Below are 12,192 nucleotides of genomic sequence, written 5' to 3' on the forward strand. Positions count from 1 at the left end.
ATGAAGTTTCGGTGCTAGAAATAAGGACAAACGATGGATTGGTATCTAAAGGTTCTAAAAAACTATTTTAACTTTCGCGATCGCGCTAGACGCCGAGAGTATTGGTGGTTTGTGCTCGTTAACGCCATTATTACCATACTTCTCGGTTTTGTGCAGGATGCGCTGGGTTGGAGTAACGCAGAGGGAGAAGGTGCATTAACCATTATTTACGGTCTGTTGCTGCTTATACCTTCGATTGCCGTCATGGTGCGCCGATTGCATGATACCGATCGTAGCGGTTGGTGGGTCTTGATCGGTTTGATTCCTATTGTTGGCTGGTTTGTCTTGATTATTTTTGCCGTGTTCGACAGTCAGCCAGGCACCAACCGCTTTGGGCCAAACCCGAAGGATATTCAAGCGCCGACATCATCCATTATTAGCTGATGTAAAACGTAAACGGCCTAGCACTAGGCCGTTTACACTTGTAACGATGTCCATAAGCGATGTCCATAATAGTTACACCTTGTCATACCCGTTGAATATATTCACATCCTGAAACAATGATGACGATTCATTAGCATCCATCTGGTTTCTCTCGCTTCTTACAGTGTTTAGTCTTAGCGTCCCTTTTCCTGCTGAGTGAATATTACAGGTAGTACGCGTCCTGTAGACTAAGCCATGAGTCGTTTGCCTGAACCTCTACGCGATCACAGCGCTGAAGCTACGCTGTTTGTACGCCGTTCCATTATTGCTGCGGTGGTGGTCGTCCTATTATTCGGCGTTTTAGCATTCAATTTGTACCATTTACAGGTTGAAGAACATGAGCAGTATCAGACTCGCTCCAATGCTAATGATATTAAAACGTTGCCGATTGCCCCCGTTCGCGGGCTTATCTACGACCGCAATGGTATCCCTCTCGTCCAAAACCAAACGCTTTATCAAATCGAACTTATCCCAGGTAAAATTGCCGATCTCGATGCAACACTCAAAGCATTAACTCCGATAGTGGATTTGACGCAGGATGATATCGATAACTTCCATCAGGCCATGAAGTCCTCGCGGCGTTTTGCCGAAGTGCCTTTAAAAGAAGCATTAACTGACGTTGAAGTGGCTCGTTTTTCGGTCAACGAATTCGAATTCCCCGGTGTGTCTATCAGTCGCTATCAGCAGCGCTACTACCCTTATGGTGCAGAGCTCGCGCATGTGGTTGGCTACGTCTCAAAAATTAACGATCGTGATGCGAAGCGGTTAGATGATGCTGGAGAGTCGGAAAATTATGCTGCCGATCATGATATTGGTAAGCAGGGCATAGAGCGTTTTTACGAGTCAGAACTACATGGAAAGACGGGGTCGCAAGAAGTAGAGGTCGACAGTCATGGACGCATCGTGCGTGAACTGGCAGAAATACCGCCTCAGGCGGGTAAAAATATTTATCTGACTATCGACTTGCATCTACAGCAATACATCGAAAAATTATTGAAAGGCCAACGTGCAGCGGTGGTGGTGATGGATCCGCGAGACGGTGGCATTTTAGCCATGGTTTCCAGCCCGAGCTACGATCCAAATCCGTTTGTTAATGGCATTTCTTATAAGTCTTATCAGGCATTGCTAGACAACCCAGACTTACCGCTGATAAACCGCGTCACGCAGGGCGTTTATCCGCCTGCGTCTACCGTTAAACCTTTCATGGCGACGTCTGCACTGTTGGCTGGCGTCATCACACCGCAGACGACATTCTTTGGTCAACCCACGTGGGTATTGCCGGGGACGAATCGCCATTATCGTGACTGGCTAAAAACCGGTCACGGTATGCTGAATGTGACTAAGGCAATCGAAGAGTCGGCGGATACCTTTTTCTATCAGGTCGCCTATGAAATGGGGATTGATCGCATTCATTTCTGGTTAAGTAAATTTGGCTATGGGCAATATTCGGGCATTGACCTGATGGAGCAGGCTAAGGGTGTCTTACCCGATCGTGAGTGGAAGCTGAAGGTTCACAAAAAGGCGTGGTATCAAGGCGACACTATTTCTGTGGGGATTGGTCAAGGTTATTGGACGGCTACGCCGATTCAAATGGTAAAAGCGTTAAGCACCCTTATCAACAACGGCAATACGAAAACGCCGCACTTGATGTATTCCATGAAACAGGGAAATCATGTCGAACGCTATCAGCAACAAGAACATGTGCAGGTTGCCGACCCGAAATCTCCAGTTTGGGATATTGTGAAAAAAGGGATGTTTGGGATGGCGAATTACCCTAATGGCACAGGGTATAAATATTTCCATACCGCGCCTTATGAGATCGCCGCGAAATCAGGAACCTCTCAGGTGTTTGGTTTGAAACAGGATCAGGTCTATAACGCCAAGATGATCCCTGTAAAACTGCGCGATCATATTTTTTATACGGCATTCGCTCCTTATTCAAATCCTAAAGTAGCGGTTGCGGTTATTCTCGAAAATGGAGGGGGAGATGGTGTATCGGCTGCTCCAACGACACGAGCAATATTAGATTACATCTTCGCTCAAACTAAGCCGGAGGAACCCCCTACGCTACCTTCGCCGGATGCGGAACAAATTCGAGATGCGCATTAGCGACATATAAAATGGATGCTGTTTCCAATTTTGTATGTTTAGCAGGTTAACTCAAGATATCCGAGAGATAAGGCCAGACAGGAGGGGGATAACGCCTCAATCTGGCTTATCTAGACGCATTTTTGCCGTAATACCATGGGGTATTAAGCAAAGCGCATAACCCACGCATCGCTTTGACGATCATAATGGTTGCGATATAGCAGCGCATTTTTACCGTCTAGCACGGCAGGAACGGTTGTATGCTCGTCCCAGCCATCAAGCTGCATACATAAATCGGTATTTGATTTGCATGGAATGCTTAACGTGTGGCTGTTTAATTGGGTATCTGGCACGTTTGACAGCTCAGCGTCCTCAACTTCAAAAATCCCGATTCTGACTAACGATTTCCTCATAATTTTTCTCCTGTTTGATTTATTCACCTGCAGGCTGTCATCGAAGAGCCTGTTATTCAGCATAGAAGGGGATATTAAATTTTCCATAAATAAACGGAATTAGTTTCCATTTTTGTTTTTGATATGTGGTTAACTCTTTCTTTTTAATGTTCTTTTTAATTACATAAAAAACACAAAATTTTTACCAAACGACAATAACCTTAAACTTTGTACATCAACTGCCGATAACTTTATGCGTAGTGCATTCTGCTAAGTGAGGCTGTAGCCAAGGCCTTTACCTGATTGATATTTGGCGACATGGAGATCTTCTGACGATGTACACACATTTAAAGCGATGGATTGGACGTAAATGGCACCGGACACTAGAGGTAAAATCGCCAGATTTGGCCTTGCCAACCGAATACGAAGAGAGTGAACACATTGATGGAAAGGAAGATTCCTATGGCGATTGGCTGTGTGATAGCTTTCTTTCAGGGATGAGCGCAGTCGAGATTATCCGTGATTCCTTATTACATTCGAGTCAGAGCTTGATGCAGGAGTTGGTGACGGTTGATGAACTTAACCAAAAGAATGAACTGGCCAGCCAGGGAATGGGGACCCTATCTGAACTCGTCGGTCTTATTGAACATCATTCAGCGGAAGGTATTGGTTACATTGATGAATTAATAGCTGTGCTAAAAGGTATCAACGACAATATCGATGGCATCAATAAGCTTTCAAAACAGACCAACTTGCTGGCGATAAATTCGGCCATTGAGGCAGCCCATGTGGGCGGTAGCGGTGCTGGCTTTTCGGTTATTGCGAAAGAAATTAAACAGCTCTCCTCGGAAATTCAAAGTCAGGCTGCAAACATTACCGATCTGACTCTGGATATAAACCAGCATGCCAAAAACGTCAGCGCTAGCGTGGGTGAGAACAGCCAGTCAACCCACGCGATTCGTATAGCAACAGAAAAAGCTAGCCAGATGTTACAGCAAGTTATCGAGCTATCTGCTCACATGCAAAAAATCATTCGCTTCATTGCAACACAACAGTTTCTCAATACTGTTAAGCTCGATCACGTTATTTGGAAAGCCAAAGTTTATGAGATGATTTTGCATTGTGATATGACTTCAGGCGTCAATAGCCATACTGAGTGTCGATTGGGAAAATGGTACTACGGCGACGCGGGCAGTAGTTTTTCACACTTTAATGGCTTTATCCAATTGGAAGCACCGCATGCAGAGGTTCATCGTTCAGGCCGCGAAGCGCTGGAGGCGTTTAGAGCGGGTAATAACGATGCATTAAAGAAAAGCTTGGCGATAATGGAACAGGCAAGCACCCAAGTGATTAAGCGAATTGATGAATTGTTGACCCAGATTGGGGATGACTAAAATACGCGATGGAAGTCGGCTGCGCGAGTTGCAGGTTGCCAAAAATCGTCAAGCACGTTTTCAAGTGGCAGACAGCCACCACGCTGGATGCGTTGCACCTTCAGCTCTCGCACGCACTGTTCCTCTGTATCAAAACCACCAAGATATAGATTTTCGCAAGAACCATTGAGATAGCAGACCATCATGACGAGCGCGTACATAACCAAACCTTAATGAGTGCTGTGATATTAATATAACCTGTGCCGTCTGTATTTTACTTAAGGAAATTTTAATTTCTCTGTGTAATGATTATTCTAAGACTAATCTTAGTATGGCGTTTGATGAATTAATTGAAACGATTCACCTACGGCTTTACATCAACTTCTTGCCGTTGAAAAAGGCATGTGGAAATCACATAAATGCCCAGAATAGTAAAACAATAGGAAAACTCATAGGCCATGTTAATCCAATAAGAATAGCGGTGAAGATCCTGATTTTTATCGAAGGGTCTGCGCAAGCCTTGAAGGTGAGTAGTGCGGAGATGACTGAGCCGATCAAATACACCGTTTTAACAAAGGCCCATGCTGCTGGATACATCTAATAATTACCTTGGTTTTATCGCTTGTTAAAATGAAAAATCTTTTACGTCATCGATGACACGAGAAAGATGTTATTCGATAGAATTTATGTGGGATAGTGTAACAAATCATGAATGAAAAAACATCGGATTCTCAAATGAAGTCGCGTGGACAAAAATGACAACTGTTCATATATATATACATAGGTGAGAACCAAGCTAACGCTGAGCTTTAAAAGATAATATGTAAAGCAAGATGTTCTCTTGAATAAGTATGCAGAAATAGAGTTGGGTTGTATTTTTTTCGCTTGCTTCGGTGGGAGGTATTTTAGTGGGGGGGAACTAACATTCATTGGATAACGAGGTATGGTGTCATAGATATAAAAAGCCCGAGGTGCCGGGCTAAGATTACTTGTCTTAAATTATTATAATTATGGTTTTTCCCTAAGTGTGCGATTAGAATTGATAAACAATACCAAGTGCAACGGTATCATCGGTATCAATGCCTGCTGATTTAGTAAAATCGTTGTCGTCTAGCATGTTAATTTTATAATCGACATATGCAGACATATTTTTATTGAAGTAGTAGGTGGTACCGAGGTCGATAAAGTTGACGAGTTTCTGATCGCCATAATCACGTGACGCACCACCAGTACCAAGATCTTTGCCTTCCACATAGTTCCAACCGACGAAAGGTTGTAAACCAAAATCAAAGGTATAACCCGTGTACATTTCTACGCCTATTGCTTTGTTAGCATAACCATATGCCTCGTTATGATCGTTTGAATTGCCAAAACGAATCGCATTATAGGATTGCGTGTAATTTGCTGCGGCATAATAGCCACTGTTTTCATATTTAAGGCCAAAGGTATAGGCTTCTGCTTTGTCACCATTCCCCATAATGTTGTTATAGCGACCACCTTTACCGCCGCTATTCTGGTCGTTGGTACGATCAGATTGGAAATAAGCGCCACCTAGACTGAAGCCATACCCAAGCTCATAGGAAAGGGACATACCATACCCATCCCCATTTTGGCCTAACACATCACGACCGCTTTGGTCTTCGGTTTGATCATCATTTTTGCCCTGATATTGTAAGCCAAAGTTTAAGCCATCGACCAATCCAAAGAAGTCACGGTTATGATAGGTTAATACACCTCCAGCGCGTTGGAACATAAAGTTATCAGCACCAACGGTACTGCCGTCGAACTCTGGCTGTAAGTCAGTCCACGACATAATGTCGTAAATAATCCCTGAGTTTCGCCCATAATCTAAGGAACCATAGTCCCCAAACTTCAGTCCCGCAAAACCGAAACGGCTAAAGTTTTTATTATCCTCGCCTTCAGTATGGTTTAGGTTAGCTTGATACTCCCACATGCCATAGCCGGTAAGCATATCGGTGATTTGCGTTTCTCCACTAAATCCACCACGGACATAAGAATGATCGCCGTCTGAATTATCGTTATCTGAAAGATAATGTAGACCGTCAATTTTAAAGTGGAGATCTAGCTTATTGCCGTCTTGATTGTATATTTCAGCTGCTTGTGACGAATTTGCCAATGCCATTAATGCTGGAATTACCACTGCGAGTACTCTGTGCTTCATTTTTATTTTCCTTAATAAGTCTTGTTATGGCCACTTTTTTCTTTTAAGCGTTTAACGATATTTTTCGATATTAATGGGACTAGAATCGATAAACCGTGCCGATATTGTCGCTTTTGCAATTACAGTGAAAGCGCAAAAAATGCTGAAGATAAATAAATATTAAAGTATTGATGTCTGTCACTTTATAATTATTTAACGTAAGCGTCACTGTATTGAACTATAACGACAGTCATCTACATTAGAAGCACATTTTGTTAATTCGTTTTTAGGTTTGAGATATATTGTCTTAACGCCACTGCATGCCAATGCAGATTACGTGGATTCAAAGTGATTAACTCAATTTAGTTAATCACTGTCCATTAATTTATATTTTATTGCCGGGCTGTCTTCTCGGCATTTTTATTTATATTGTTTCAGACTAGCTAAATCTCAATGCAATGACGCGTCGTCTAAATCCACTTATTCACTATGGGTTATTAGTATTCTGAAGGCATAATTATGCACGAGATGGATTTGACTGCGGGGAACGAACAAACTCAGAGCAACATCGAGCGTATAGGTAAAGAGGCCTAAAATACGGAGCAATCCCAAGGTGTGATCTATTTGAAAAATTTGGAAATATCTTTCCTCTAACCGCGCATTATTTGATCTAACGTAACTTTCAGCTAGGGCAGAGCAGGTAAGAATCGTTGGGTAGTCGTGTTTTTGTTTAACCCATTCTCTGTGGGTGTTAATATTGACGGCTGTGGGTGTGAGTATTCAGCAGTACATGTGTTTTGTGTATCTGCCTGCGTACAGATCTTGCAAAGTACAGCAGGATGGCGCTCATAAAACGATGATTTTAAATACAAATTGTTTTCTATATGTGGCCTGTCGTGTGGGTCACCACTGTAGATAAGGAATATAAATGCCTGTTATTACACTTCCTGACGGTAGTCAGCGCCAGTTCGACAAACCTGTATCCGTAATGGATATTGCCATGGATATCGGACCAGGCTTGGCGAAAGCCTGCATTGCGGGTCGCGTAAACGGTGAGTTGGTTGATGCCTGCGATCCTATTACTGTCGATGCCAATGTTTCCATCATTACCGCAAAAGATCAGGAAGGGTTGGAAATTATCCGCCATTCCTGCGCACATCTCTTGGGTCATGCAATCAAGCAACTGTGGCCAAATACCAAAATGGCGATTGGCCCAGTGATCGACAATGGTTTCTACTATGACGTCGATCTTGATCACACCCTGACGCAGGAAGACCTTGAGCTGCTCGATAAGCGTATGCACGAGCTGGCAGATAAAGATTATGACGTTATTAAGAAAAAAGTGAGCTGGCAAGAAGCCCGCGACACTTTTGAAGCGCGTCAAGAACCGTACAAAGTGGCGATTCTGGATGAGAACATCAGCCATGATGATCAACCAGGTCTGTATCACCACGAAGAATACGTTGATATGTGTCGTGGACCGCACGTGCCAAACATGCGTTTCTGCCATCATTTCAAACTGCAGAAGTCGTCTGGCGCGTATTGGCGTGGCGATAGCAACAACACCGTTTTACAGCGTATCTACGGCACTGCGTGGGCAGATAAAAAACAGCTCAATGCCTATCTGCAACGTCTGGAAGAAGCCGCAAAACGTGACCACCGTAAGATCGGTAAGCAGCTAGACTTGTATCATATGCAGGAAGAAGCTCCGGGTATGGTGTTCTGGCATAACGACGGTTGGACAATCTTCCGCGAGTTGGAAGCGTTCGTACGCGTTAAGCTGAAAGAATATGATTATCAGGAAGTGAAAGGTCCGTTCATGATGGACCGAGTGCTGTGGGAGAAAACAGGGCACTGGGAGAACTATAAAGATGCCATGTTCACCACGTCCTCAGAAAACCGCGAGTACTGCATCAAACCAATGAACTGCCCAGGGCACGTTCAGATCTTTAATCAGGGTTTGAAATCTTATCGTGATTTGCCGCTGCGTATGGGTGAATTTGGTAGCTGCCATCGCAATGAGCCATCGGGTTCCCTGCATGGTCTGATGCGCGTGCGTGGCTTCACTCAGGATGATGCGCATATTTTCTGTACTGAAGAACAGATCCGCGACGAAGTTAACAGCTGTATCAAGATGGTATACGACATGTATAGCATCTTCGGCTTTGAAAAAATCGCGGTGAAACTGTCGACCCGTCCAGAAAAACGTATCGGTAGTGATGAAATCTGGGATCGTGCAGAAGAAGACTTGGCCGAAGCGCTGAAAGAAAACGGTATTCCGTTTGAATATCAGCCGGGTGAGGGGGCCTTCTACGGACCTAAGATTGAGTTTACTCTGCATGACTGTTTGGATCGTGCATGGCAATGTGGTACTGTGCAGCTCGACTTCTCGTTACCGGGGCGTTTGAACGCATCCTATGTCGGTGAAAACAACGAACGTTTAGTTCCTGTAATGATTCACCGTGCTATTCTGGGTTCAATGGAACGCTTCATCGGTATTCTGACTGAAGAGTATGCTGGGTTCTATCCAACTTGGCTGGCACCAGTACAGGTACAGGTGATGAATATCACCGATGCACAGGCTGATTATGTCGACAAATTGACCAAAAAGCTGCAAGCTGCTGGTATTCGTGCTAAATCAGACTTGAGAAACGAGAAGATAGGCTTTAAAATCCGCGAACACACTTTACGTCGTGTCCCATACATGTTGGTTTGTGGCGACAAAGAGGTCGAATCTGGCAAAGTAGCCGTTCGTACCCGCCGCGGCAAAGACTTGGGAACCATGGACGTAAATGAAGTGATCGAAAAGCTGCAAAAAGAGATTCGCAGCCGTAGTCTTCACCAATTAGAGGAATCGAGTTATTAAAGGCGGAAAAAGAGTTCAACCGGCGCGTCCTAATCGCATCAACAGAGAAATTCGCGCCCAAGAGGTTCGCTTAACAGGCGTTGATGGCGAGCAGATTGGTATTGTCAGTCTGAATGAAGCTTTGGAAAAGGCTGAGGAAGCAGGTGTTGATTTAGTAGAAATCAGCCCAAATGCCGAGCCGCCAGTTTGCCGAATCATGGATTACGGCAAATTCCTCTATGAGAAGAGTAAGGCGACCAAAGAACAGAAGAAGAAGCAAAAGATTGTTCAGGTTAAGGAAATCAAATTCCGACCTGGAACCGACGATGGCGACTACCAGGTAAAACTCCGCAGCCTGGTTCGCTTTCTGGAAGATGGCGATAAAGCCAAAATCACTCTGCGTTTCCGTGGACGTGAAATGGCGCACCAACAGATCGGTATGGAAGTGCTTAACCGCGTGAAAGAAGATCTGAGTGAACTGGCAGTAGTCGAATCCTTCCCTACGAAGATCGAAGGCCGCCAGATGATCATGGTGCTCGCACCCAAGAAGAAACAGTAAGGCTCTCAAGTAATATTGCCAGCGACGAATTTCGGTTCGTTGCTGGCGTTATTCGCCTCACTGATTCATGTAATTAACAATGCGAAGTGGAAATCGAAATGCCAAAGATTAAAACTGTGCGTGGCGCTGCTAAGCGCTTCAAAAAAACCGCCGGTGGTGGTTTTAAGCGTAAACATGCTAACCTGCGTCATATTTTGACCAAAAAATCTACTAAGCGTAAGCGTCATCTGCGTCCAAAAGGTCAGGTTTCCAAAGGGGATCTGGGCTTAGTCGTAGCGTGCCTGCCGTACGCATAAGTAACTATTTTTTGAATCAAGATTAAGACTTAAGGAGAGCATATGGCTCGCGTAAAACGTGGTGTAATTGCACGCGCACGTCACAAGAAAGTAATGAAGCAAGCGAAAGGTTACTACGGTGCCCGTTCGCGCGTATATCGTGTTGCCTTCCAGGCAGTAATCAAAGCAGGCCAGTACGCTTACCGTGACCGTCGTCAACGTAAACGTCAGTTCCGTCAGCTGTGGATTGCACGTATCAACGCTGCTGCACGTCAGAACGGTATCTCTTACAGCCGTTTCATCAATGGTCTGAAAAAGGCTTCTGTTGAAATCGACCGTAAGATTCTGGCTGACATCGCTGTATTCGACAAAGTAGCATTTGCTGCTCTGGTAGAAAAAGCGAAATCTGCTCTGGCGTAAGCGAGTAGTAGATAATCGAAGAAGAGAGCCTTTAGAGCTCTCTTTTTTCGTTTATATATCGAAGTCGCTCTGAATGTTAAGAGCTGTATCGCGAAAACAGATAGCTGCTTTTGTCTCTCCACGAGCAGGTATGATAGTCGCTGGTGAGTAGAAACGTCGCTGTGTACTGGAGTGTGAGTACTATTTTTCGGTAAAGTGGCGTGTAACGAGCATAGTCTATTGACTTTGCACTGTTTTACGCTTTCAATAGCCTTGCTATCACGTGGATTAATTGGTTTAATATAAAGGTAACGCAAGCATGCACGCTGCTATTTTCCGTTTCTTTTTTTACTTTAGCACCTGAGTTCAGGAGGCTTTGCGCGTAAGAGAAGAAACGAAAAGTAGCGCAGAAAGCCTCCCTCGTGGAGGCTTTTTTTTTGCTTTAGCATGATTTACCGCTTCAGGTTTATTCATGAGCATACTAAGAAGATCGGTACCCCAAACGATTGAAGTTGCGCCAGGGCAGCTTTAAACATGAAGGGTATATACCCTGAGCATTTGAAGTGGCGGTTTCTATAGCAGCAACTTCAAGTGCAAAGGTGAAACTCTCACATCGACAATCGAGCCTAACGGGCTGGAAGAAGAGGAAAGCAATGCCACATCTCGCAGAGTTGGTTGCCCAAGCAAAGGCAGCCGTAGAGAATGCTCAGGATATTGCCACGCTGGATAATGTGCGTGTTGAATATCTGGGTAAGAAAGGCCATTTAACGCTGCAGATGACGTCACTGCGCGAACTGCCGGCAGAAGAGCGTCCCGCTGCGGGCGCTGTGATTAACCAGGCTAAACAGGAAGTTCAGGATGCGCTGAATGCCCGTAAATCAGATCTGGAATCAGCAGCGCTAAATGCACGTCTGGCCCAAGAGACTATCGATGTTTCTATGCCTGGACGTCGCATGGAAAACGGTGGTCTGCATCCTGTCACTCGCACTATCGAACGCATTGAAACTTTCTTTGGTGAACTGGGCTTTGCTGTTGAAACTGGCCCAGAGATCGAAGATGACTATCATAACTTTGATGCGCTGAACATTCCTGCTCACCATCCGGCACGTGCTGACCACGATACTTTCTGGTTTGACGCTACGCGTCTGCTACGTACTCAAACCTCAGGCGTGCAGATCCGCACCATGAAAGAGCAGCAGCCGCCAATTCGTATCATTGCACCGGGCCGCGTGTACCGTAACGATTACGATCAGACCCACACGCCAATGTTCCATCAGATGGAAGGTCTGATTGTTGATAAAGACATCAGCTTCACCAATCTGAAAGGTACGCTGCACGACTTCCTGAATAACTTCTTCGAAGAAGATTTGCAGATCCGTTTCCGTCCTTCTTACTTCCCATTTACAGAGCCTTCCGCGGAAGTTGACGTTATGGGCAAAAACGGTAAATGGCTGGAAGTGCTTGGCTGCGGTATGGTGCATCCAAATGTGCTGCGTAACGTAGGTATCGATCCAGAAATTTACTCTGGCTTTGCATTCGGTATGGGGATGGAGCGCTTAACCATGTTGCGCTATGGCGTGACCGATCTGCGTGCATTCTTCGAAAACGATCTGCGTTTCCTAAAACAGTTTAAGTAAG

At 44.8% G+C, this 12,192-nt stretch carries 13 protein-coding genes and 1 other annotated feature; of the genes, 10 read left to right on the forward strand and 3 right to left on the reverse strand.

The features are described 5' to 3' along the window. Positions 1 to 33 precede the first annotated feature (33 nt). Complete coding sequence (locus K9N75_RS11110; RefSeq protein ID WP_008813418.1) at positions 34 to 423, forward strand: DUF805 domain-containing protein; 390 nt, start codon at positions 34 to 36, stop codon at positions 421 to 423. A 234-nt stretch (positions 424 to 657) separates the two neighbouring features. Then, the gene (mrdA2, locus tag K9N75_RS11115) at positions 658 to 2,571 is read left to right on the forward strand and encodes a peptidoglycan DD-transpeptidase MrdA2 (protein WP_008813419.1); all 1,914 of its coding nucleotides are present in this window, start codon (positions 658 to 660) and stop codon (positions 2,569 to 2,571) included. 143 nt (positions 2,572 to 2,714) lie between these two features. On the opposite strand, the gene K9N75_RS11120 is transcribed toward mrdA2, so the two are convergent. Beyond that, positions 2,715 to 2,963 carry a DUF1480 family protein gene (locus tag K9N75_RS11120; RefSeq protein ID WP_008813420.1) on the reverse strand — a complete coding sequence of 83 codons (249 nt, stop codon included), beginning with the start codon at positions 2,961 to 2,963 and terminating at the stop codon, positions 2,715 to 2,717. A gap of 314 nt (positions 2,964 to 3,277) precedes the next feature. Here K9N75_RS11120 and K9N75_RS11125 point away from each other — a divergent pair, with 314 nt between their 5' ends. Then, entirely contained in the window at positions 3,278 to 4,336 is a 1,059-nt protein-coding gene (locus tag K9N75_RS11125; protein ID WP_008813421.1) for a methyl-accepting chemotaxis protein, read from the forward strand. Here the strand turns inward: K9N75_RS11125 and K9N75_RS11130 are convergent. Then, on the reverse strand, positions 4,333 to 4,536 hold the full coding sequence (locus K9N75_RS11130; RefSeq protein WP_008813422.1) for a DUF1482 family protein: 204 nt from the start codon (positions 4,534 to 4,536) through the stop codon (positions 4,333 to 4,335). The two genes, K9N75_RS11125 and K9N75_RS11130, sit on opposite strands and share 4 nt — an antisense overlap. Positions 4,537 to 4,646: 110 nt before the next feature. Here K9N75_RS11130 and K9N75_RS22890 point away from each other — a divergent pair, with 110 nt between their 5' ends. Continuing rightward, the gene (locus K9N75_RS22890) at positions 4,647 to 4,916 is read left to right on the forward strand and encodes a hypothetical protein (RefSeq protein WP_061060075.1); all 270 of its coding nucleotides are present in this window, start codon (positions 4,647 to 4,649) and stop codon (positions 4,914 to 4,916) included. A 432-nt stretch (positions 4,917 to 5,348) separates the two neighbouring features. Here the strand turns inward: K9N75_RS22890 and ompC are convergent, their stop codons facing one another. Continuing rightward, positions 5,349 to 6,497 carry a porin OmpC gene (gene ompC, locus K9N75_RS11140; RefSeq protein ID WP_008813423.1) on the reverse strand — a complete coding sequence of 383 codons (1,149 nt, stop codon included), beginning with the start codon at positions 6,495 to 6,497 and terminating at the stop codon, positions 5,349 to 5,351. A gap of 907 nt (positions 6,498 to 7,404) precedes the next feature. Between ompC and thrS the strand changes: the two genes are divergently transcribed. The 6 genes from thrS (at position 7,405) to pheS (ending at position 12,191) form a co-directional block, all read left to right on the forward strand. Further along, on the forward strand, positions 7,405 to 9,342 hold the full coding sequence (gene thrS, locus K9N75_RS11145; protein ID WP_224452578.1) for a threonine--tRNA ligase: 1,938 nt from the start codon (positions 7,405 to 7,407) through the stop codon (positions 9,340 to 9,342). Beyond that, on the forward strand, positions 9,338 to 9,880 hold the full coding sequence (infC, locus tag K9N75_RS11150; RefSeq protein ID WP_025801265.1) for a translation initiation factor IF-3: 543 nt from the start codon (positions 9,338 to 9,340) through the stop codon (positions 9,878 to 9,880). The genes thrS and infC overlap by 5 nt, the downstream gene beginning before the upstream one ends. A gap of 98 nt (positions 9,881 to 9,978) precedes the next feature. After that, a complete protein-coding gene (gene rpmI / locus K9N75_RS11155; protein WP_004089951.1) occupies positions 9,979 to 10,176 on the forward strand; it encodes a 50S ribosomal protein L35 in 198 nt (65 codons plus the stop codon). A 42-nt stretch (positions 10,177 to 10,218) separates the two neighbouring features. After that, a complete protein-coding gene (gene rplT / locus K9N75_RS11160) occupies positions 10,219 to 10,575 on the forward strand; it encodes a 50S ribosomal protein L20 (protein ID WP_004089950.1) in 357 nt (118 codons plus the stop codon). A 293-nt stretch (positions 10,576 to 10,868) separates the two neighbouring features. Next, positions 10,869 to 10,993 (forward strand) — a sequence feature (Phe leader region). Beyond that, on the forward strand, positions 10,874 to 10,918 hold the full coding sequence (gene pheM, locus K9N75_RS11165) for a pheST operon leader peptide PheM (RefSeq protein ID WP_123912837.1): 45 nt from the start codon (positions 10,874 to 10,876) through the stop codon (positions 10,916 to 10,918). (Overlaps the previous feature by 45 nt.) A 214-nt stretch (positions 10,994 to 11,207) precedes the next feature. Continuing rightward, the gene (pheS, locus tag K9N75_RS11170) at positions 11,208 to 12,191 is read left to right on the forward strand and encodes a phenylalanine--tRNA ligase subunit alpha (protein WP_008813425.1); all 984 of its coding nucleotides are present in this window, start codon (positions 11,208 to 11,210) and stop codon (positions 12,189 to 12,191) included. Position 12,192: the final 1 nt, after the last annotated feature.

It is taken from the genome of Hafnia paralvei, from assembly GCF_020150375.1.
In the GTDB taxonomy this organism is placed as follows: domain Bacteria; phylum Pseudomonadota; class Gammaproteobacteria; order Enterobacterales; family Enterobacteriaceae; genus Hafnia; species Hafnia paralvei.

Excerpts from the sequence above, each read along its gene's own strand:
- pheS (WP_008813425.1), top strand. The coding sequence starts at position 11,208 with ATGCCACATCTCGCAGAGTTGGTTGCCCAAGCAAAGGCAGCCGTAGAG.
- K9N75_RS11125 (WP_008813421.1), top strand. The coding sequence starts at position 3,278 with ATGTACACACATTTAAAGCGATGGATTGGACGTAAATGGCACCGGACA.
- mrdA2 (WP_008813419.1), top strand. The coding sequence starts at position 658 with ATGAGTCGTTTGCCTGAACCTCTACGCGATCACAGCGCTGAAGCTACG.
- thrS (WP_224452578.1), top strand. The coding sequence starts at position 7,405 with ATGCCTGTTATTACACTTCCTGACGGTAGTCAGCGCCAGTTCGACAAA.
- K9N75_RS11120 (WP_008813420.1), bottom strand. The coding sequence starts at position 2,963 with ATGAGGAAATCGTTAGTCAGAATCGGGATTTTTGAAGTTGAGGACGCT.
- ompC (WP_008813423.1), bottom strand. The coding sequence starts at position 6,497 with ATGAAGCACAGAGTACTCGCAGTGGTAATTCCAGCATTAATGGCATTG.
- K9N75_RS11110 (WP_008813418.1), top strand. The coding sequence starts at position 34 with ATGGATTGGTATCTAAAGGTTCTAAAAAACTATTTTAACTTTCGCGAT.
- K9N75_RS11130 (WP_008813422.1), bottom strand. The coding sequence starts at position 4,536 with ATGTACGCGCTCGTCATGATGGTCTGCTATCTCAATGGTTCTTGCGAA.
- rpmI (WP_004089951.1), top strand. The coding sequence starts at position 9,979 with ATGCCAAAGATTAAAACTGTGCGTGGCGCTGCTAAGCGCTTCAAAAAA.
- K9N75_RS22890 (WP_061060075.1), top strand. The coding sequence starts at position 4,647 with ATGGCGTTTGATGAATTAATTGAAACGATTCACCTACGGCTTTACATC.
- rplT (WP_004089950.1), top strand. The coding sequence starts at position 10,219 with ATGGCTCGCGTAAAACGTGGTGTAATTGCACGCGCACGTCACAAGAAA.